Source organism: Heyndrickxia acidicola (genome assembly GCF_001636425.1).
GTDB lineage: Bacteria > Bacillota > Bacilli > Bacillales > Bacillaceae_C > Bacillus_AE > Bacillus_AE acidicola.
This window is the reverse complement of record NZ_KV440953.1, coordinates 2296229-2316861: the sequence shown is the minus strand read 5'-3', so window position 1 is coordinate 2316861 and position 20633 is coordinate 2296229. Positions and strand designations below refer to the sequence as shown.

The following is a 20633-nucleotide window of genomic DNA, read 5'->3' as shown; positions in this document are numbered from 1 at the left end:
CAGAAATTAAAAGAGGGAAAAGATAGGATATAACCAATGCTATTGATTACACATAAATAATGTTAAAATGTCTGTAGTATAAGCTTTTTTAAAAGCAGTACTAGTGAGAAAAGTCCTTCATGAGGTCGATGAAGGCCAAATTGAGGTTAGGATCAACGAGAAAAGTCCTTCATAAGGTCGATGAAGGCCAAAACGAGGTTAGAATCATTGAGAAAAGTCCTTCATAAGGTCGATGAAGGCCAAAACCAGGTTAGAATCAACGAAGAAAAGTCCTTCATAGCCACGTTGTAGCCTTCTCTGTTGTTTTTTGGTCATTTGTGTGAAACACTCCCTCTATAGCTAAGCTGAAAGGTTACAGTAAATAAAGGAAACTAAAGCAACAAGGTTTACTTACTGTGAATTGAGCTAAAAACGAACAGTTATCAAATTAGAAATTTAACGGAGCTTTAGTACATAAGAAAGGATGTTGAATATGCCTTTACTAGAGGTTGAGCATTTAACCGGAGGCTATACAAAGAAGCCAGTATTAAAAGACATTTCCTTTACTATAGAAAAGAATCAGATTATTGGGTTGATTGGATTAAATGGTGCTGGAAAAAGTACAACCATTAAGCATATTATCGGTTTAATGGACCCTAAAAAGGGATCTGTGCAAATTAATCAAAAGCACTTGAGGCAAGCTCCTGATGAGTATAGAAAACAGTTTTCCTATATACCTGAAACACCTATTTTATACGAAGAACTGACATTGGAGGAACACTTAAAACTGACGGCCATGGCTTACGGCCTGAATGAAGAGGATTATCTTATACGTGCAGAGCCTTTACTGAAGGAGTTTCGTTTGGACAAAAAACTCAAATGGTTTCCTGCACATTTTTCTAAAGGGATGAAACAAAAGGTAATGATCCTGTGTGCCTTTTTAGTTGAACCTAGCCTTTATATCATAGATGAGCCTTTTTTAGGACTGGATCCCCTCGGAATTCAATCCTTGCTGGATTTAATGAAGAGAATGAAGGAGAAGGGGGCAGGAATTTTGATGTCTACCCATATCCTTTCCACTGCAGAAAGGTATTGTGACGGCTTTATTATTTTACATAATGGGGAAGTAAGAGCAAAGGGCACGCTGAAGCAATTGCAGGATGAATTCCAAATGCCTGACGCTACGCTGGATGACCTTTATATTCAACTAACAAAGGAAGAGATTGAATGAAAAAAATTGAAAATCTGTGGCGAGAAAGACTTCAATTATTTTCCCAGGAGCTCCGGCGCTATCTGAAGTACATTTTTAATGACCACTTATTATTTGTGGCTATTTTTGGTATTGCAGGTGGAGCATATTATTACAGCCAATGGGTAAAGACATTAGATACAAGCTTTCCAATTGGCTGGGTGATGGGACTAATCCTAGGGATTCTGCTCACAGTAAGTCCGCGGTTTACCTTGTTAAAGGAAGCCGATAAGGTTTTCCTTTTACCTATTGAATCGAAATTGAAGGGGTATTTTAAAAAATCGCTGTCATTGAGTTTTTTTATACAGGCCTATGTTCTGCTGGTCGGGCTTGCCATCTTGATGCCCATGTATGTTGCTGCCACTAGGCATGGCTTTCGATCATTTATTTACCTTTACTTTATTTTGCTGGCAGTGAAGTACTGGAATCTGGTACTTCAATGGCAAGTGCTTAAATATCAGGATTCCAATATATTGCTTATGGATGGTATCATCCGATTTGCTTTAAATGCTGTCCTAATCTTTTTCATTACAGTGGATGCACCGTTATGGCTGGCTGCTGTGGTGGCAGCTGTAATGGCAGGGCTTCTTGTTTATTTTTACAAAGCTGGAAAGGAAAAGACCCTGAACTGGGATCGATTAATTGAGCTTGAGGAAAAAAGGCTTATGGCCTTTTACCGCTTTGCGAATTTATTCACTGATGTTCCAAAGCTGAAAGGGCAGGTGAAACGCAGAAGCTGGCTGGACTTCTCATTAAAATTTCTCGGCTATGGACAAACTCATTCCTTTTCCTATTTATATGCCAGAACATTTATCCGAACAAATGCGTATTTTGGATTGTTTGCACGTCTAACCATTATTGGAGCCATTCTTTTATATGTAAGTGATCAAAGGTACTTGTTGATTGGACTTTCTCTTTTGTTCTTATATTTAACAGGATTTCAGCTCATCCCCATGGTGCAACATCATGATTTGAAAATTTGGGTACGCCTATATCCATTAAATCCAAAATTAAAGATAGAATCCTTTATGAAAGTTCTCAGGATTTGCTTGCTGATCCAGGCTATTATATTTAGCATTGTCGTTTTTGTTAGCAGCACCTATCTGAATGGGATTTATACCCTTGTCATTAATGTTATTTTCTCGTTTATTTTTGTGAAGCTTTATTTACCAGGGCGGATTCGAAGGCTGGTAAGTGAGAGAATATAAAGGAATCGCTAGGAGGCTCATGTTATGGAATACGAAAAGCTTGTAAGAGGAGATGTTGAGCTATGGAAACGAAAATTGATGAAGCGATCCAGTTTATTAAACCGCACCGCAAAAAAAGCGCAAACCAAAATGAATGGTCTTATTCCTGAAAAAGCCAATTCGGTTATTACTGAAAGTATTAAGAAAATGGTACAGGGGGCATTATTTGGTTCGGAATATTTGACTAAAACAAAAGCGGTACGGGCGGCCACCCTTGAAGAATTAGATAAAGAGGTAAAGGAAAAATTAAATTTTTATAAAAAAGCAGCAGCTGTAGAGGGGGCAGGAACGGGCGGTGCTGGTATTCTTCTGGGTCTTGCAGATTTCCCGCTCCTTCTTTCCATTAAAATGAAATACCTGTTTGAAGTAGCAGCATTATATGGATATGATACAAAACAATATGAAGAGCGCCTGTTCATCTTATATGTTTTCCAACTGGCATTTTCAAGTGATCAGACCAGGATGGAGACGATGGATAAAATAGATCACTGGGAAACATACAAGGAGGATGCTGAAGAAATTGACTGGCGGGTATTTCAGCAGGAATACAGGGACTATCTCGATCTTGTAAAGCTTTTGCAGCTTGTTCCTGGAATTGGAGCCATTGTGGGTGCGTATGCGAATTATAATCTTATGGATCAATTAGGGGAGACAGCCTTAAACGCTTATAGGCTCAGGTGGTTTAATGAACGTGAAAATGGTCAAAAACAAGAAAAGCAGTCAGGCCTGTAGCATGCCTGGCTGCTTTTATATTAAAGAAACAATAAGGTTTAAATTGAATGCCCTATAACAACAGAGTCCATAAGACTCACTCGTAAACTTTTTTGCTTTTGTCACAAAAAATGGTGAATAACAGGCTTTGGATTCAACAATGTGAATTCCTTATTTATAAAAACTTCATTGAAAAATGCCAATCAATGTGAAACTTCCTTCATTAAAAAGCTGCTAGTTTATCCTTATTTTCAGCTGTTTGATAACTGATAGCTGCATTTCCTAAAGTCTTAGCCGCATTCAGCATGGCTTTTTCATTAATATTGAATTTTGGATGATGGTGTGGATAAGCTACATCTGCATCATCGGGCTTTGCTCCTGTAAAAAAGAAGGTACCCTTCACTTTTTGCAAGTAATACGCAAAATCTTCGCCGCCCATTTCTGGTGATGCCTCTTCAATATTTGTCAGTTCTGAAACATCGTTTGCACAGTTGATAAGAAAATCTGTTTCATCTGAATGATTCACAACAGCAGGATATCCGCGTTCATATAAATAATCGTAATCACAGCCGGCAGCTAAGCAGGTGCCTTTTATAATTTGTTCTATTTCAGTTTCTATTTGATCGCGGACCTCTTCATTAAAGGTTCTAACGGTACCGATTAGTGTTGCGGTATCGGCAATTACATTAAAGGCATTGTCAGCAGTGAAGGATCCCACACTCAAAACGGCAGAGTGTATAGGATTTACTCTTCTGCTTACAACCTGCTGCAGGTTTATAACAAGCTGGGATGCTGTCACAATAGCATCCTTTGTTTTATGGGGCTGTGCTCCATGGCCTCCATATCCAAGAATCTTAATTGTAAATCGATCTGCTGCTGCCATAATAGGTCCTTTTCGATATTGAAGTGTTCCACATGGAACGGGTGCCCATAGGTGTGTGCCAAAAATGACATCGACCCCATTTAAGCAGCCATCCTCAATCATGGAAATTGCCCCTCCTGGAGCGTATTCTTCTGCATGCTGGTGTATAAGGATATATTCTCCCGATAACTCTTCTCTTAATTCGTGTAGAACTTTTCCGACAATAAGCAGGGTAGCTGTGTGTCCATCGTGTCCACAGGCATGCATAACACCGGGGACAAGAGATTTATAGGGAAGGTCGTTCTCTTCCTGTATAGGTAGCGCATCAAAGTCGGCTCGCAAAGCAACGGTTTTACCCGGATACTTTCCTTTTATCCTCGCCACCACTCCATTTCCTCCAACATGCTTTTGAACCTGTACCCCTATGTTTGTATAAAAATCACTAATGTATTTGGCGGTTTTCAATTCTTTAAAAGATAATTCAGGGTTTTGATGAAGGTAGCGCCTGATTTCAACCATTTCATTGTAATAAGACTCCAGCTTTTCAAAAACTTTTTGTTGAAGCATCTGTTTCACTCCTCATAAGCATGGTTTTACTCATTATAACATTTAATGGAGAAAATTATGATTTATGAGAATTATTTGCGAAAAAGCAATGATACAGATAAGTAACAGTAACATGATAGGTAAGAAGCTCGAGTGTCATTTCCTGGGGAATAAATAAAGGATTTGTCACATTAATTAAACAAGCTGAAGTGTTTATTGCCTATGAAGATAAAAGGAACCAAATAAAGAAAATGCAGGTTTGAAAGCAGGAATTTTATTTAGTATATAGAAATAAAAGGAAGAGAAGGAAGAGGATGAGTTTAAATAGAGGATTTGAAAAAGTTCTAATTGAAATTTATTTTCACCAAATTAAAAGGCTGGTTTATTAAAAATTTAGCAGCACAAAAATTTATAGCCTAAAACAAATTTAAAATAAAGACTCAGTTAGAGATATTGATTGAGCGGAAATGAACAGGCAGAAGAAACAGCGCAACGAATATCATAGTAAAACCAATATTAATTTAAATACAACGTTGATTGCGGTGTAAGGCACGAGACTCTGCTTAGAAAAGCGTGCAAAGTGTGACCTCCGCAGGAGCTTGCGATAAGGAAACTCCAACTCCACTACAGCCCGCGGAAATCAACAAGCAAGATTAACAGAAGCAAAATAAAAAAGCAGAGTCATTCTCTGCTTTTAAACAGGTTTAATCATTGTGATCTCTAACTGGCTCCAGCGCCTATCTGATTTATACGTTTAGTCTCTGGGATAAGTTAACATTGAGTTTTTCTTATCTCAGTCGAAGGCTGCGAAATCGTACGCTGTTGTAGCATTGCGCCTGCGCTTTTCTTGCTTACTCTTCGTTTTCAGTAATACTGTACTGTGAAACAAAGGTTGGATCTGCCAGTACACTTTGATTCTCTCCGACAATCTCCTGGCTGTCCAGGTTGTTGGCAAGGCTGGATTGAGAATAAGCGCCTGGGTTTTCCCATACAGTCAGAAATAAATACGTATCACCGTTTATAGGACGTAATAGTCTGTGAGCTGTGAGGCCTGATTCCTTTTCAAGCTTTGAGGCTTTGTCCTTAAATTGATATTCAAATACTGGACGCCCTTCTTCTCTTACTGGCACATGCAGAATCACAGCAAAACCAGAGTGGATATTTCCAGAGGCATCAAAGACTTCATACGTTCTGGGAGCCTGGAAAACGGTCTTCCCCTCTGTTTCGTGTATAAGCAAAGTTTCTTGGGCATTTTGCAATAAAACAATATCCTGGTCAGAATGTTCTTCTTTAATTTTTGCCATAAAGCTGTGTGTTCCCGATGTTATGTAAGTATTCATTCTATCATCCCCCCATATGTCTATTATAGTATTTCAAGTAAGAAAATTTATATACTTAGTTACCTTTTACCCAGTAACATTTGAGATAAAACTATTTATCAAACGGTCATTCGACAGATAAAAGGGACAAATTTATGACATTTGATTGGTAATAGTGTACTTTTAAAAATAAAACAACTATAGTGTAAACGGATATACACATTAGAGACGTGATTTTTTCTTTTTTAGAAGATTTATTATACAATGGGTAGAGATTTTCAGCCCGAAAGGAAGCCGTGAAAAAAATGACCAGAATAACGAATGATGCTCTTTTAAAGGCAGCTAGAGGAGAGGAGACGGACGTTACCCCAGTTTGGTTTATGAGGCAGGCAGGACGTTCACAGCCTGAGTACCGTGCGCTAAAAGAAAAATATTCTTTATTTGAAATAACACATCAGCCTGAATTGTGTGCATATGTTACGCGGCTGCCAGTGGAGCAATATGATGTCGATGCGGCTATCTTATATAAAGATATTATGACACCACTTCCTTCAATTGGTGTAGACGTAGAAATAAAGTCAGGTATCGGGCCTGTAATCAGCAATCCGATCACCTCTCTCCAAGACGTTGAAAAATTGGGAGAACACCATCCCAAGGAAGATGTGCCATATGTATTGGAGACCATTAAGCTTTTGACTGAGGAGCAATTAACTGTGCCGTTGATTGGTTTTTCCGGCGCTCCGTTTACACTTTCAAGCTATATGATTGAAGGGGGACCTTCGAAAGATTATAAAAAGACAAAGGCCTTTATGTATTCAGAACCGAAGGCATGGTTTTTGTTAATGGATAAGCTCGCGGATATGATCATTACTTATGTAAAAGCCCAGATTAAAGCCGGTGCAAGTGCCATTCAAATCTTTGATTCCTGGGTAGGTGCTCTGCATGCGGAGGATTATCGGTATTTTATAAAGCCTATTATGCAGCATATTTTTAGTGAGCTTAAAGAAGAAAACGTTCCTCTCATTATGTTTGGGGTGGGGGCAAGCCATCTTGCTTTAGAATGGAATGACCTCCCTGTAGATGTTGTAGGGCTTGATTGGAGGCTTCCGATTCAAGAGGCAAGAGCGAATGGAATCAGCAAGCCAGTTCAAGGCAATCTTGATCCTGCTGTTTTAATGGCTCCTTGGCCGGTGATAGAGGAACGGGCAAAAGCCATTATTGATGCAGGGCTGGAAAAACCTGGTCATATCTTCAACCTGGGACATGGAGTATTCCCTCAAGTACAGCCGGAAACGCTTAAAAGGCTGACTGCCTTTATTCATGAATATAGTGCAATGAGAAGATTTAAATAATAGGCACTGATAAAAATCACTGTTTATTTTGGACATAATTTGATTGTAGCTGGCGGAAAGCGAGTGAATTTGCGGTTATCAGCAGGCAAGATTAACAGAAGCTAAATAAAAGGCTCTTTCGTAAACTTTGTGGCTATTTGACACAATAAAATCCTGTTTCAGTATTAAAATTTGTTAATCGCTTACGTAAAGATGCCACCAGGTAGAATAAGGAATTACCATTTGTACGTAAAGCAACAATCTATGGGAAAACCGCCTTAATCAAAGCGAATAAAAAGTGAGGTATAAAGACATGGCAAAGAAGAAAATGGGACTATTGGTCATGGCATATGGAACTCCTTACCAAGAAGAAGATATTGAAAGATATTATACACATATACGCCATGGAAGAAAGCCTTCCCAAGAAATGCTTGACGATCTTACAAACCGTTATAAGGCAATCGGAGGAATTTCTCCTCTTGCAAAAATTACAGAAAATCAGGCATTTACACTACAGAATCATTTAAATCAAATACAAGATAAAATTGAATATACTGCGTATATAGGACTAAAACACATTGAGCCGTTTATTGAAGATGCAGTAAAGAAAATGAATGAAGATGGAATTGAAGAAGCAGTTTCTCTTGTCCTTGCCCCGCATTTTTCCACGTTCAGCGTGAAATCTTACAATGAGCGGGCTAAGCAGGCTGCAGAATCATTTGGAGGCCCAGCGATTACTTCTATTGAAAGCTGGTATGATGAACCAAAGTTTATTGATTACTGGGTAACAAAAGTGAGAGAAACCTACGAATCTATGCCTCCTGAAGAAAAAGAGCATGCCTGTTTAATTGTTTCTGCACACAGCCTGCCTGAGAAAATTCTTCAATATGGCGACCCATATCCGGAACAGCTTAATGAAACTGCCAAGCTGATAGCAGAAGGAGCTGGCATAAAGGAATATGCGGTCGGATGGCAAAGTGCCGGAAATACACCAGATCCATGGCTTGGGCCGGATGTTCAGGATTTAACACGAGACTTGTATAAAAAAAAGCAATATAAAGCCTTTGTTTACATTCCGGTTGGGTTTGTCGCGGAACACCTGGAGGTCCTTTATGATAATGACTACGAATGCAAGGTGGTTACAGAGGAAATTGGCGCTTCCTATTATCGTCCGCTAATGCCAAATGCTCGTGAAGAGTTTATCGACGTATTGTCAGATGTTGTATTGAAGCATTTAAATGAAAAATAATCTCTTTACTTTTATCTTTACTGCTCATTCAAGCAGTATGACCGAATAAGAAGGTGCTTATGGATGCCAAAAGGACAGCGGAAAGTTGCAGTTATAGGTGCTGGAATAACCGGATTAGCAACTGCTTATTATTTACAGCAGGCTATTAAGGAAAAAAAACTGTCTATTCAAGTATATTTAATAGAAAGAAGCCATCGTCTCGGAGGGAAGATTCAAACAGTCCGGCAAGATGGTTATATTATTGAAAAAGGACCTGAATCCTTTTTGACAAGGAAAAAAAGTGCCGCTAGATTAGCAGAACATGTAGGGATGGGAAATAAACTTGTCAGAAGTATTAATGGGAAAACCTATGTGCTTATTAATGATAAGCTTCATCCAATTCCTTCGGGTGCTGCAACCGGCCTGCCGTCAAAATGGAAGCCGTTTCTTTTCTCTAACCTTTTTTCCATCACAGGAAAACTGAGGGCCTCAGCAGATTTGATATTGCCGAGGTCCAAGGAAAGGCGAGATCAATCCCTTGGAGGCTTCTTTAAGCGGCGCCTGGGCGCAGATGTGGTGGAAAACTTAATAGAACCTCTTGTTTCAGGCATGTATGCAGGAGATATTGATCAATTGAGCCTTTTATCTACTTTCCCACAATATTATGAAGCGGAAAAAAGGTATCGAAGCCTGCTAATTGGTATGAAAAAGAAAGCCTTTAGTGTACCTCATGATAATTATGAAGATAAGGATTCTGATGATTTCTTGACATTGGAAGAAGGCCTTGAATCATTGGTCGAAGCCATTGAGAAAAAACTGGAGCCTGACTCTGTCATAAAAGGATTAAAGGTAGATTCAATTAAACATCAACAGCATAAAAATGACTATATTATATCCTTAAACAATGATGAAAAGTTGATTGTTGACAGCGTAGTTGTAACATTGCCGCATTATACTCTCCCAACGCTTTTTCCCGATCAAGATTTTTTTGAACCCTTCCGGCATGTCCCTGCTACAAGTGTTGCTACCGTTACGATGGCATTTCCAGAAGAAGCCATAAAAAATAAAATTGATGGGATTGGGTTTATGGTGGCAAGAAGCAGTGACTCTACCATCACCTCATGTACTTTAACGCATAAAAAGTGGCCGCATGCAGTTCCAAAAGGGAAAGCCTTGTTAAGATGCTATGTGGGCAGATCAGGTGCTGAAACGATTGTAGATTTATCGGATGATGAAATAGAACATATTGTTCTGGAGGATATCAAGGATACCCTCGGGATATCTGTAAAACCTGATTTTACGATTGTTTCCAGATGGGTACATGCTATGCCACAGTATACTGTAGGGCACTCTGAAAGATTAGAAGAATTACGACGCAATATAAAAAGTGAATTGCCTGGAATTTTTATTGCTGGCAGCTCTTACTATGGTGCAGGAATACCTGACTGTATTGACCAGGGAGAAGAAGCGGTAAAACAGGTATTGGAATATTTAGGGGAATAAAAATGACTGCAAAGGCAGTCATTTTTTTATTCGTTTTTTATTTTTTCAAAAAGGATTAGGAACTTTCATACAGTAAAGCGTAAAAGGGGTCTGACCCTTTTTGTATGTTAAAGCGTTAAAGTGCGTTTCTTCAAATTATTTACTTGTTTGAAATAAGGCAATATGGTATATTTTACAGGTAGTTAAAATGACTGAATTGTTCATATGGTCAATATTTTGAGGTGAGGATTGTGGCAGTGGATAGAAGGCAATTGATTATAGAGGCAGCAACAAAGTCTTTTTCCTTATTCGGCTATAAGGCAACAACAATGGATCAGGTAGCAAAGATTGCCAATGTGGGCAAGGGTACAATTTATACATTCTTTAAAAATAAGGAAGACCTGTTTGATGAAATTATAACTACGTTAATTAAAGAAATGCGGGTAGCAGCTGAGGAAGTAATGGATAAAAAGCTTTCACTGCACGAAAATGCTAATTTAGCTTTGTTTAAGCTGTTGGAGTTTCGAAAGGATCACCAATTGACCATTAAGCTTTTGCAAGAAGAAAGAGATATGGGAACACCTGCTGTGAGGGAAGTACTTAGAAAAGTGGAGCAGGCAATTATCAATTATATAAGTAACATTATTCAAGCAGCCATTGACAAGGGCGAAATTAAACCATGCAATCCGGAAATGACTGCCTTTGTTATGCTTAAGCTTTATACTTCACTTATCTTTGATTGGGAACAGTTTCATCGTCCATTGGAAAAAGAGGAGATATCAGAGCTTTTCGAGCTGTATTTGTTTAAAGGATTATCCCTTTAATGACAGATTTCTGTCATATTTTTAACTAAAAATGACTAAATGAATAATATAGTCATTATTTTTTGGAGGTGCACCCATCAATGAAAAAATCTTTATTTCTTGCAGAATGGGGAAGAATTTTTAAAAGTCCTCGGGATATCGTTCAAATTTCTGCCATCCTTTTAATCCCCATTTTATATGCAGGAATGTTTATTTGGGCATTTTGGGATCCATATGGCCATTTGAACAAACTGCCCGTTGCAGTTGTCAATAGTGATCAGGGAGCCAGCATGGAAGGGAAAAAACTTGAGTTGGGATCCAAGCTTGTTGACAATCTTAAGGAAAAAAAGGAACTTGATTTTCATTTTCTCAGCAAAAAAGAAGCTTACAGCGATTTAAATAAGCGTAAATATTACATGGTCATCGAAATACCTGAAAACTTTTCTTCAAATGCTACAACGCTTCTCGACAAGCATCCAAAGAAGCTCGAACTAAAGTATGTTCAAAATCCTAGTATGAACTATACCTCTTCAAAGATTGAAGATTCTGCTGTGAAAGAGATAAAGGCGGGCATTGCAAAAGAAGTTACAACAACCTATGCTGAAGAAATGTTTAAAAATATGAAGCAAATGGCAAATGGTTTTGCGAAAGCGAGAGATGGCGCAGGTAAATTGAATGTAGGTGCCATAAATGTAAACGATGGCTCCAATAAATTAAAAGAAAATTTAGAGACACTTGCCTCAAAATCAATCGACTTTAATAATGGTTTGAATAAAGCAGGCTCAGGTGCCGACAGTCTTGCACAAGTCTCCAATACTTTATCAAAAGGGCTAAATCAGCTTGCAACAGGCAGCAATCAGCTCCTGAATGCATCTAAACAGGTTGAGAATGGAACAGGTCAGGTTGCAAGCGGTTCTGCTAAACTGGAAAATGGTTTAGGAAATGTCGATAAAAACCTGCCTGCCTTAATAAGCGGAACTGACAAGGCAAAACAAGGGGCCCAGCAAATTCAAAATCAGCTCCCTGATGGTATTGCGTCCGGTATTAATCAACAATTGACTTCTAGTACCCAGCAGCTTAATGCCGGTTTAGATCAGCTCCAAACCCAATTAGGTTCACAATTATCACAAGGGATAGCAGATCAGATTTATCAGCAGCAAACCAGCCAGATTCAGCAGCTCTTTGCCTCCCTTAAAGGAAAGGTACCGGACAGTATGCTTGCGGAGCTGCAAAATCAGGTGCTGCAAAACGCACCTTCTAAGGATTCCTTAAAGCAGCAGCTTTCTAAAGGAATTAACAATGGATTAGATCAAGGCTTTAGCCAGTTTAAAGATCAGGTCAACAAGCAGATGTCGAGTTCTGCAGCTGGTATCCAAAACCAAATTAAACAGCAAATTGCGCCTTCCTTTAATCAATTAACAAGCGGTCTGGAAACGATCAACCAGAACCAGGTGAAACTGAAAAACGGTATAGATCAATTGTATAAAGGATCACAGGACTTAAATCAAGGGGCACAGAAGCTGAATGCGGGTCAGCAGAAATATGTTGATAACATGAATGAATTTAATCAGCAGTTAAATCGGGCTGCTAATGGCTCTCAATCGATCGCTTCAGGTGCAAGCCAGCTGGCAAGCGGGATTGGCCAGCTTCAAAATGGTTCTTCACAGTTACAAAATGGTGCAGGGCGCCTCGCCGATGGTTCAAAGCAGCTAGCTGATGGAACATCAAAATTAAACAATGGCTCAAATGATTTGAAAAACAGCTTAGGGGATGCTGCCAAAAAGGCTGGATCCATACATTCAAACAATGACACGTACAACATGGTAGGAGATCCTGTACTCTTAGATAAGAGTAACCTGAATTCCGTTCCGAATTATGGTACTGGATTAACCCCTTATTTCTTATCGCTTGGATTGTTTGTAGGTGCGTTATTACTAACTATTGTTTATCAAATAAAAGATCCTGTCCTTATGCCGAGAAACGGATTTACATGGTATTTGGGCAAATTTGGAGTAATGGTTTGTGTAGGGGTTATCCAATCCCTTATAGCAGATGCCATTTTATTGATGGGAATAGGAATTGAAGTTAAAAATGTTCCTCTCTTTATTATAAGCACCATTGTCACCAGTCTTACCTACATGGCCATTATCCAATTCCTTGTTGGTCTTCTGGGAAATCCGGGACGCTACCTGGCCATTATCGTATTAATTTTGCAGCTGACAACAAGCGCAGGAACCTTCCCGCTTGAATTATTGCCTCAAGGATTGCAGCATCTTCATTATGCACTGCCGATGGCATACTCACTGCAGGCATTTAAAGCAGTCATCTCTAGCGGTGATTTCTCGTTTATGTGGCACAATATAGAAATTCTGTGTACATTTATGCTGAGCTTTATGGTATTAACCCTTGTTTATTTCATCGTAAAACTCAGGGACAGTAAAGAAAGTATCATACTAATAGAGCAAGGTCAGGCAACTGAATCCCATTAAAATGAAGATTTTAAAAAGCAGGAGTAGACTGTTTTAAGCATCATTGGATCAAAAATCAATAAACTTTAAAAAGAAAAAAGGTTAGGGCGCAGCTAAAAGAAGAATTTTCTCTTAGGCACCCTAACCTTTTTGGCGCTTTTGCTTTTTTTACACATATTAACGAAGTGCATTTATATCGTTCATGATTTTATCTGCATCAAAGGGGTTTTTCCCTGTATTTGTTCCTGAGTAATCTGAAACGACCTGCCCCTTTTTATTGACTAGATAGAAGCTTGTTCCGTGGATGACCTGGTCGTCATTATCAGGTTTTACGACAATTTCTTTAAAATTATCTTTTGCAAAGTTTTCGATTTTGTTTTGAGAATAGCCTGTTAGGAAATGCCAGTCAGAAAGATTATTTGTAAATTTTAATCCATAGGTTTTTAAAGCCTTAGGTGTGTCCACAGAAGGATCGATGCTATATGAGACCAGCTGCACGTCTTTATACCCTTTATCCAAAATTTTCTTTTGCAGCTCACTCATATTGTAAGTCATTGGGGGACAAATCGTCTTACAGCTAGTAAATATAAAATCGACTATTGTAACCTTGCCCTTTAAATCCTTAAGACTAAATGATTTGCCATTTTGATCGGTAAAAGAAAAATTTTTAATGGGTATGCCTTCTTTATTAACGGAAGAACATGCTGACAGTACAAGCATAAGCATAAGAAACAAAAATAATGACATATACGATTTCTTCATTTTATCCCTCCCAATCATACTGACCAATTTTATTATAGACGATATGAGATTAAGAAGGGTTAAAATTCTGAATTTTACACTATGTACACAAAATGTTCATAATTTTCTGTTTTAATTTATGTGATATGAAAATTAAAATAATGATAAGATGAAAATATCTCTTTACTAGTACAATCTAAATGTTTAATTTAACGCCAATGCTTTAGCAATTCTAATCATAAAATATTATTTTTTATAATAGTCTCTTAAAGGTAAAGCTATTTTTATTTTTAGCACAATCTTGATTTTAACACTATGTTAATTGGAGAGGATGAGCGACACTCCTTTTTAAAAAACGCATGAAGGGAGCAACGTAGTCTGAGAATCATAGAGGAGACTCAAGGACAGCCCGCGAAAAAGCGAGCACCTGGAGAAGAAACCAACAACAAAATTAACAGAGCCTTTAGTTAAAAAGCTGAGAGTTAATAGTCAGAAACATATCAATTTCCAATTTGAAATCTAATTTGGATGAGGCAAGGAGGAGAATGAGAAAAATGAAGAAAATAGTATTCCTTTCTATTTTGGCTGTGATGATGGCAGTTACATCTGCCTGCAGTACATCAAACAGCAGCAGTGAACTGACGAAAACAATGCCTGAACCCATAGCCGTTACGTTGAAGGTTCAAAGCAAAGCCTCAGTTAATCAGGAGATCCCTTTAAAGTCCATCGTAAAACAGGGGAAAGATATGGTGAAGGATGCCGATGAAGTGATGTATGAAACCTGGAAGGAAAATCAGAAAGATAAAGACAGTATGCTGGATGCCAAAAACGAAAAGGATGGAACGTATACTGCCACAGTGAAATTTGATCAGCCGGGTGTTTATTATGTACAGGTTCATGTGACAGCCCGAAGCATGCATGACATGCCTAAAACGAAGATTGTTATCAGGAAGTGAATAGATAATACTTTGCTAAAGGCTGTTTTCGCATAGATTGTTGCTTTACGTATAAAGGATTATTTCGTGTGTTGTCTGTCTTCGTGGCATCTTTTCGTATGCTATTCACAAGTATTAATACTGAATATATATTTAAAATGATATTTACGAAAAGAGCCTTACAAAAAGACCTTGGCGGCAAAGCTAAGGTCTTTTTTTAGCCAGTATTAAAAAGTGCTCTGTATATCTTCAAATTATTTCGCTCCATTGCCATTGGTACAAAGTTTTTAATAAAGACTTATAGATGAGTGCCTTTGTTAATCGTTATTAGCTTCTTTTTCACAGAATTACCTTTTTACTTTTAAACAGTTAGTACACTTATTCCCGTAGCATTCATGCTGTTCTTCCATCTCTTCTCCACAGTCCATACAGTATTTTGGGGGCAGATTCCTAAAAAAATCAACAACATTATTTAACATAAAAACCTCTCCCTTACCTGATTTTTTTGTTATATAACTGTTATAATCTTATTGATTTGTATTATAACAACAAAAAGATGATTTTGTCTATACCGATTTTGAATTATGTGAAAATGGGTAAAATGAAGTATAGTAAATGGAGAACGCTGCAACAGTAAAGTATATTTTTAAAGGAGGGATAGGCATGAAACTGACTATAATTGGCCATTGGGGTGGATATCCAAAGCTGAATGAAGCCACAACAGGCTATTTACTCGAGCATGAAGGATTTAAGATGTTAATTGATTGCGGAAGCGCCGTTTTCTCCGCCATGCAGCAATTTGTGTTGCCTGAAGAGCTGGATGCGGTGATTATTTCCCACTATCATGAAGATCATGTTGCTGATATTGGCGTATTGCAATATTCTCTTTTAAATGGAAAATATTTAGGGAAAAAAACAGGCACCCTGCCGATTTACGGCCATTTAGAGGATCAAATGGGCTTTGACCGCTTATCCTTCAGGGATATTACTGAGGGAGTGGTATATCATCCTGATGAAATTCTTCAAGTAGGTCCCTTTTCCATTCGTTTTTTGAAGACGAAGCATCCTGTTCCGTGTTATGCAATGAGAATTGAAGCTGGCAATCAAGTTCTTGTATACACTGCAGATTCTGCTTTTATACATGACTTTATTCCCTTTTCAAGAGACGCAGATCTGTTATTGTGTGAATGCAATTTTTATGGAGATATGAATGGGGAACAAGCCGGCCACATGACAAGCTATCAGGCGGGGGAAATGGCTGAAGGGGCAAAAGTGAAGAAATTGGTACTAACACATCTTCCGCAATTTGGAGAAGTGGAACAATTGAAACAGGAAGCATCGGAACGGTTTTCCGGTGAAGTAGAGCTGGCAGCACTGGGACTAGCTCTGGAATTGTAGTTCCTTGTTTATAGTAATCTTGCAGCATAATGTAGAAGCCATATGCAAAGAAAATGCAGTGCAATAAAGGAGTGAGATAGGATTGTTATTTATAGATAATAAAGGAATTACAGATCCCCGTATTAATTTGGCGATAGAAGAATATGCGGTTAAAAATTTGGATATTAATGAGAGCTTTCTTTTGTTTTACATTAACCAGCCTTCCATTATTATCGGGAAGAATCAAAATACCATAGAAGAAATTAATACAGAGTATGTGGAAAAAAATAATGTTATTGTTGTTAGGCGACTTTCAGGAGGGGGAGCCGTTTATCATGATCTTGGAAATCTAAATTTCAGCTTTATTACCAAGGATGACGGCGAAAGCTTTCATAACTTCCTGAAATTTACCGAACCGGTTATAGCAGCATTAAAAAAGCTTGGAGTAGACGCAAAACTGAGCGGGCGGAATGATATTCAGGTAGGGGAAAGAAAAATTTCAGGTAATGCCCAATTTTCCACAAAAGGAAGAATGTTCAGCCATGGAACTCTCATGCTGAATTGTGAGCTGGACCATGTAACTCAGGCCTTAAAAGTGAAAAAAGACAAGATAGAGTCGAAAGGGATAAAATCGATAAGGAGCAGGGTGGCAAATATATCGGAATTCTTAGATCAACCGCTTTCCATTGAGGAGTTCCGCCAAATCCTCCTTGAAAATATTTTCGGTGGACAAGAAATTCCTGAATATACCCTGACCTCAGAAGATTGGGAGAAGATTCATCAATTATCAAAAAATCGTTACCAGCAATGGGACTGGAATTATGGTAAATCACCAAGTTTTAATCTCCAGCATTCCCGCAGATTTCCTGCCGGAAGTATTGACATCCGCCTTGATGTACAAAAGGGATTAATTGATGATTGTAAGATTTATGGGGACTTTTTTGGTGTCGGTGATGTAAGTGAGATTGAAAATAAACTTATGGGTACCCGATATGAGAAAAAGGAAATTGAAAAAGCAATCCAAAACACGGATGTAAGTCACTATTTTGGCAACATAACAAAAGAAGACTTAGTTGAATTAATCTATTAGGCTCTTCTTGTAAGGCTCTTTTCGTATACTTTGTTGCTATTGGTCACAAAAATATCATTTTAAATATATATTCAGTATTAAAAGCAGGTGAATAGCACACGAAAAGATGCCACGAAGACAGACAACATACGGAATAATCCTTTGTACATAGAGCAACAATCTATATAAAAACAGCCATCTATTAAAACAAAGCTGTCCTCCTCTTGGCAGGGCAGCTTTGTTTTTGTGCATATAAAAGTATAATTTTTACATTATTTAACCAGTGTCGTCTCTGTCCAGATCCAGCGCCTATCAGCTAGTGAACCCTGAAATAGGTCAGCATCAGCTCTAAAACAGTCTCACTGTGTTTCCTTTATCTCAGTTTTGAAGACGACGAAATCCGTACACTGATGAGCAAGGCGTGTGCGCTTTTCTTAGCTGTTAAAGCTGGATTCAGGGGAGAAACTCTATGAAATAAAAATTTTAAGTAAATCTGTGCGCCACTTGAATATGTAATATTCTTTCATTATAATTAATTTAGAAAATTTAAATGAATGATTATTCATTCAGGAAGGGGAAGGGAAAAATGAATTTAGCTTCTCACTTAAAAAAGACAGCAGCTGAAAATGCAGATAAAACGGTTTATTATTTTTTAGATAAACCTACTACATATGCAGAATTTGATACGGCTGTTACTAAATTTGCCGATGGTCTAAGTAAGCTGGGTATTAAAAAAGGCGACCATATTGCACTTCTTCTTGGAAACTCACCTCACTTTGTCATCTCCTTATATGGGGCAATGAGACTGGGGGCAACGGTCATCCCTATTAATCCTATTTACACTCCGGAGGAAATCGGCTATATCATCAACAATGGGGATGTAAAGGCCGTTATTTCGCTGGACCTTTTAGTTCCGCTTGCAGGAAAGCTTGGGGCAATGCTTCCTAAGGTGGAACACTATATCATATGCGAAACGAACCCTGCCAGCCCGCCGGATTTATCTGTTCACCCAAAATTGAAATCGTTTACAGAAGTGCTTGTATCAGGCAAAACAGATTTTCAAGCAGCAGATACTGACACGGATGATGTGGCAGTCATCCTTTATACATCGGGGACAACCGGTAAGCCAAAAGGGGCAATGCTTACACATAAGAATCTCTACTCCAATGCAAGTGACATCAGTAACTATCTGAAAATCAATGATCAGGATCGTGTCATTACCACATTGCCGATGTTCCATGTATTCAGTTTAACAGTTGTAGTAAATGCACCAATCATCAGTGGTGCAACAATGCTGATCATACCTAGATTCAGCCCGAAAGAAATATTCAGAGTGTCAAAAAAATACCAAGCGACTGTATTTGCTGGTGTGCCAACTATGTATAACTTTTTATATCAATATCCGGAGGGAGATCCAAAGGATTTTTCCACTTTTCGTCTGTGCATCTCGGGAGGGGCCTCTATGCCAGTAGCTCTATTGAAAAATTTTGAGACAAAGTTTAACGTCTTAATCTCTGAAGGGTATGGACTATCTGAGGCATCACCGGTCACAGCATTTAACCCTTTGGATCGACCAAGAAAACCTGGTTCCATTGGAACGTCCATCATGAATGTAAAGAACAAAGTAGTAAATGAGCTCGGTGAAGAGGTTCCAATAGGACAGGTAGGAGAGCTTGTGGTGCAGGGACCGAATGTCATGAAGGGATATTATAAAATGCCCGAAGAAACCGCTGCAGCAATACGTGATGGCTGGCTGTATACCGGCGACTTGGCAAAAATGGACGAGGACGGCTATTTCTTTATTGTCGATCGGAAAAAGGATATGGTCATAGTTGGCGGCTTCAACGTTTATCCCCGTGAAGTGGAAGAAGTACTCTATGAACATCCAGATATTGTTGAGGCAGCAGTTATCGGGGCTCCTCATCCCGAGCAAGGAGAGGTCATTAAATGCTTTGTTGTAACAAACAACACGTTATTGACTGAGAAACAGTTAATAGCCTACTGCAAAGAACGCCTTGCTAAGTATAAACTGCCCGCATCAATCGAGTTTTTAGAAGAACTTCCCAAAAATACAACCGGTAAAATTTTGCGGCGTGCACTGAAGGATAAGGTTCTTAACCAGCAGGCGTAATAGGTTAAAAGAATGCAGTGAAGATGAAAATATTTTCACTGCTTTTTTAACTGTTTTATTCTGATTACTAGTTGTCCAGTTCGGGCAGGAAGGTTACAAACAAATCTGCCTTGGCAGGATACAGTTCAATCATCCTAACTAAAGCGACTAGACGGCTTCTGTCTTTGCCCTCGGATAAGTCAACATCGAAAAGAAGCACTTTGCATTCCCTTTATCTCAGTCTAACCCGTAAAATCGGTACCCAGCTAAACAAGTGTCCTCTGCTTTCTGCCTTTTTGGAAGGTTTTTCAGTCAACTGTGTGGAATAAGTAGAGAGCATACTTACACTTTTAGAAGAATGGGGGATTTTCATGGAAAACATATTAGTGGATATTCATCATCATACTGCAACGGTTACCCTTAATCGTCCAGAAGCGATGAATGCTTTTAATTATGATACATTGTGTGAACTGGCAGGCACAGTAGAAAATCTTCGTACAAACCAGGATGTGCGAATAGTCATCTTCCGGGGATCAGGCGAAAGGGCATTTAGTGTAGGGGCAGATTTAAAAGAACGAAAAACGCTCTCAGAACAAGATGTCCGCCGAAATGTTTATAAAATTGGAGAGGTATTTTCTGCGGTTGAAAAACTGCCTCAGCCTACGATTGCGGCTATGAATGGACATGCCTTTGGAGGCGGTATGGAGCTTGCTCTTGCCTGTGATTTCCGCATTGTAGTGAAGGAAGCGCTCATGGGGCTAACCGAAACCAGCCTTGCCATTATTCCTGGTGCTGGTGGGACACAGCGTCTTCCAAGATTGATCGGCGAGTCAAAAGCTCTCGAGCTAATTTTAACAGCTAAAAGAATGACAGCAGAGGAAGCGCTTCATATGGGTATCGTAACATACGCAGAAGACAGAGAACATTTCGAGGAGTGTATAGATCAGTTTGTGAGTAAAATACAGGCCAATGGTCCGATTGCCGTGCAGCAGGCAAAGTTCGCTGTGAAAAATGGGATGAACACGGATTTGCAGACAGGACTTGAAATTGAAAGAAAAGCCTATGAGTTAACCATTCCCACAGAAGACCGGATTGAGGCTCTTGAAGCCTTTGCTGAAAAACGAAAACCTCAATTTAAAGGGAAATAAAATGAATCAAAGCCGCTATCTTGATGGC

The 20633-nt window shown here is 38.8% G+C and carries 17 protein-coding genes; 13 read left to right on the top strand and 4 right to left on the bottom strand.

Annotated elements, in window-relative coordinates; all coding sequences use genetic code 11:
* Positions 1-472: 472 nt before the first annotated feature.
* Genes A5N88_RS10845 through A5N88_RS10835 form a run of 3 tightly spaced genes read left to right on the top strand, consistent with a single transcriptional unit; the run spans position 473 to position 3207 of the window.
* Positions 473-1210, top strand: coding sequence for an ABC transporter ATP-binding protein (locus A5N88_RS10845; RefSeq protein WP_066265779.1), 738 nt, complete (start codon positions 473-475; stop codon positions 1208-1210).
* A complete protein-coding gene (locus A5N88_RS10840; RefSeq protein ID WP_066265778.1) occupies positions 1207-2436 on the top strand; it encodes an ABC transporter permease in 1230 nt (409 codons plus the stop codon). The genes A5N88_RS10845 and A5N88_RS10840 overlap by 4 nt, the downstream gene beginning before the upstream one ends.
* A 24-nt stretch (positions 2437-2460) precedes the next feature.
* Positions 2461-3207 (top strand): EcsC family protein, encoded by a 747-nt coding sequence (locus A5N88_RS10835; protein WP_066265776.1) that lies wholly within the window; start codon positions 2461-2463, stop codon positions 3205-3207.
* 202 nt (positions 3208-3409) lie between these two features.
* Here the strand turns inward: A5N88_RS10835 and A5N88_RS10830 are convergent, their stop codons facing one another.
* On the bottom strand, positions 3410-4615 hold the full coding sequence (locus A5N88_RS10830) for a M20 family metallopeptidase (RefSeq protein ID WP_066265773.1): 1206 nt from the start codon (positions 4613-4615) through the stop codon (positions 3410-3412).
* Positions 4616-5445: 830 nt separating this feature from the next.
* Positions 5446-5934: an antibiotic biosynthesis monooxygenase family protein gene (locus A5N88_RS10825; RefSeq protein ID WP_066265771.1), complete on the bottom strand. Its 489-nt coding sequence runs from the start codon at positions 5932-5934 to the stop codon at positions 5446-5448.
* 284 nt (positions 5935-6218) lie between these two features.
* Here A5N88_RS10825 and hemE point away from each other — a divergent pair, with 284 nt between their 5' ends.
* The 5 genes from hemE to A5N88_RS10800 all read left to right on the top strand — a co-directional run bounded on the left by hemE (position 6219) and on the right by A5N88_RS10800 (position 13246).
* Entirely contained in the window at positions 6219-7265 is a 1047-nt protein-coding gene (gene hemE / locus A5N88_RS10820) for a uroporphyrinogen decarboxylase (RefSeq protein WP_066265769.1), read from the top strand.
* Positions 7266-7557: 292 nt separating this feature from the next.
* Entirely contained in the window at positions 7558-8493 is a 936-nt protein-coding gene (gene hemH, locus A5N88_RS10815; RefSeq protein ID WP_066265768.1) for a ferrochelatase, read from the top strand.
* 63 nt (positions 8494-8556) lie between these two features.
* Entirely contained in the window at positions 8557-9975 is a 1419-nt protein-coding gene (gene hemY, locus A5N88_RS10810) for a protoporphyrinogen oxidase (RefSeq protein ID WP_066265767.1), read from the top strand.
* A 230-nt stretch (positions 9976-10205) separates the two neighbouring features.
* On the top strand, positions 10206-10778 hold the full coding sequence (locus A5N88_RS10805) for a TetR/AcrR family transcriptional regulator (RefSeq protein WP_066265762.1): 573 nt from the start codon (positions 10206-10208) through the stop codon (positions 10776-10778).
* 80 nt (positions 10779-10858) lie between these two features.
* Entirely contained in the window at positions 10859-13246 is a 2388-nt protein-coding gene (locus A5N88_RS10800) for a YhgE/Pip domain-containing protein (protein WP_066265757.1), read from the top strand.
* 156 nt (positions 13247-13402) lie between these two features.
* Here the strand turns inward: A5N88_RS10800 and A5N88_RS10795 are convergent, their stop codons facing one another.
* Positions 13403-13987: an SCO family protein gene (locus tag A5N88_RS10795; protein WP_083953115.1), complete on the bottom strand. Its 585-nt coding sequence runs from the start codon at positions 13985-13987 to the stop codon at positions 13403-13405.
* Between the two features lie 533 nt (positions 13988-14520).
* Between A5N88_RS10795 and A5N88_RS10790 the strand changes: the two genes are divergently transcribed.
* A complete protein-coding gene (locus A5N88_RS10790; protein WP_066265751.1) occupies positions 14521-14922 on the top strand; it encodes a FixH family protein in 402 nt (133 codons plus the stop codon).
* Positions 14923-15248: 326 nt separating this feature from the next.
* Here A5N88_RS10790 and yhfH read toward each other — a convergent pair whose 3' ends face one another.
* On the bottom strand, positions 15249-15380 hold the full coding sequence (gene yhfH, locus A5N88_RS24320) for a protein YhfH (protein ID WP_083953113.1): 132 nt from the start codon (positions 15378-15380) through the stop codon (positions 15249-15251).
* Positions 15381-15564: 184 nt separating this feature from the next.
* Here yhfH and A5N88_RS10785 point away from each other — a divergent pair, with 184 nt between their 5' ends.
* The 4 genes from A5N88_RS10785 (at position 15565) to A5N88_RS10770 (ending at position 20605) form a co-directional block, all read left to right on the top strand.
* Positions 15565-16299 (top strand): MBL fold metallo-hydrolase, encoded by a 735-nt coding sequence (locus tag A5N88_RS10785; protein WP_066265749.1) that lies wholly within the window; start codon positions 15565-15567, stop codon positions 16297-16299.
* An 82-nt stretch (positions 16300-16381) separates the two neighbouring features.
* Positions 16382-17368, top strand: coding sequence for a lipoate--protein ligase (lplA, locus tag A5N88_RS10780; protein ID WP_066265746.1), 987 nt, complete (start codon positions 16382-16384; stop codon positions 17366-17368).
* 565 nt (positions 17369-17933) lie between these two features.
* Positions 17934-19478, top strand: a complete 1545-nt coding sequence (locus A5N88_RS10775; protein WP_066265744.1) for a fatty acid--CoA ligase family protein — start codon at positions 17934-17936, stop codon at positions 19476-19478.
* 350 nt (positions 19479-19828) lie between these two features.
* A complete protein-coding gene (locus A5N88_RS10770) occupies positions 19829-20605 on the top strand; it encodes an enoyl-CoA hydratase-related protein (protein ID WP_066265737.1) in 777 nt (258 codons plus the stop codon).
* The last annotated feature ends 28 nt before the right edge of the window (positions 20606-20633 follow it).

Coding starts and splice junctions, on each gene's coding strand:
- A5N88_RS10845 (WP_066265779.1), top strand. CDS start 473: ATGCCTTTACTAGAGGTTGAGCATTTAACCGGAGGCTATACAAAGAAG.
- A5N88_RS10840 (WP_066265778.1), top strand. CDS start 1,207: ATGAAAAAAATTGAAAATCTGTGGCGAGAAAGACTTCAATTATTTTCC.
- A5N88_RS10835 (WP_066265776.1), top strand. CDS start 2,461: ATGGAATACGAAAAGCTTGTAAGAGGAGATGTTGAGCTATGGAAACGA.
- A5N88_RS10830 (WP_066265773.1), bottom strand. CDS start 4,615: ATGCTTCAACAAAAAGTTTTTGAAAAGCTGGAGTCTTATTACAATGAA.
- A5N88_RS10825 (WP_066265771.1), bottom strand. CDS start 5,934: ATGAATACTTACATAACATCGGGAACACACAGCTTTATGGCAAAAATT.
- hemE (WP_066265769.1), top strand. CDS start 6,219: ATGACCAGAATAACGAATGATGCTCTTTTAAAGGCAGCTAGAGGAGAG.
- hemH (WP_066265768.1), top strand. CDS start 7,558: ATGGCAAAGAAGAAAATGGGACTATTGGTCATGGCATATGGAACTCCT.
- hemY (WP_066265767.1), top strand. CDS start 8,557: ATGCCAAAAGGACAGCGGAAAGTTGCAGTTATAGGTGCTGGAATAACC.
- A5N88_RS10800 (WP_066265757.1), top strand. CDS start 10,859: ATGAAAAAATCTTTATTTCTTGCAGAATGGGGAAGAATTTTTAAAAGT.
- A5N88_RS10795 (WP_083953115.1), bottom strand. CDS start 13,987: ATGAAGAAATCGTATATGTCATTATTTTTGTTTCTTATGCTTATGCTT.
- A5N88_RS10790 (WP_066265751.1), top strand. CDS start 14,521: ATGAAGAAAATAGTATTCCTTTCTATTTTGGCTGTGATGATGGCAGTT.
- yhfH (WP_083953113.1), bottom strand. CDS start 15,380: ATGTTAAATAATGTTGTTGATTTTTTTAGGAATCTGCCCCCAAAATAC.
- A5N88_RS10785 (WP_066265749.1), top strand. CDS start 15,565: ATGAAACTGACTATAATTGGCCATTGGGGTGGATATCCAAAGCTGAAT.
- A5N88_RS10775 (WP_066265744.1), top strand. CDS start 17,934: ATGAATTTAGCTTCTCACTTAAAAAAGACAGCAGCTGAAAATGCAGAT.
- A5N88_RS10770 (WP_066265737.1), top strand. CDS start 19,829: ATGGAAAACATATTAGTGGATATTCATCATCATACTGCAACGGTTACC.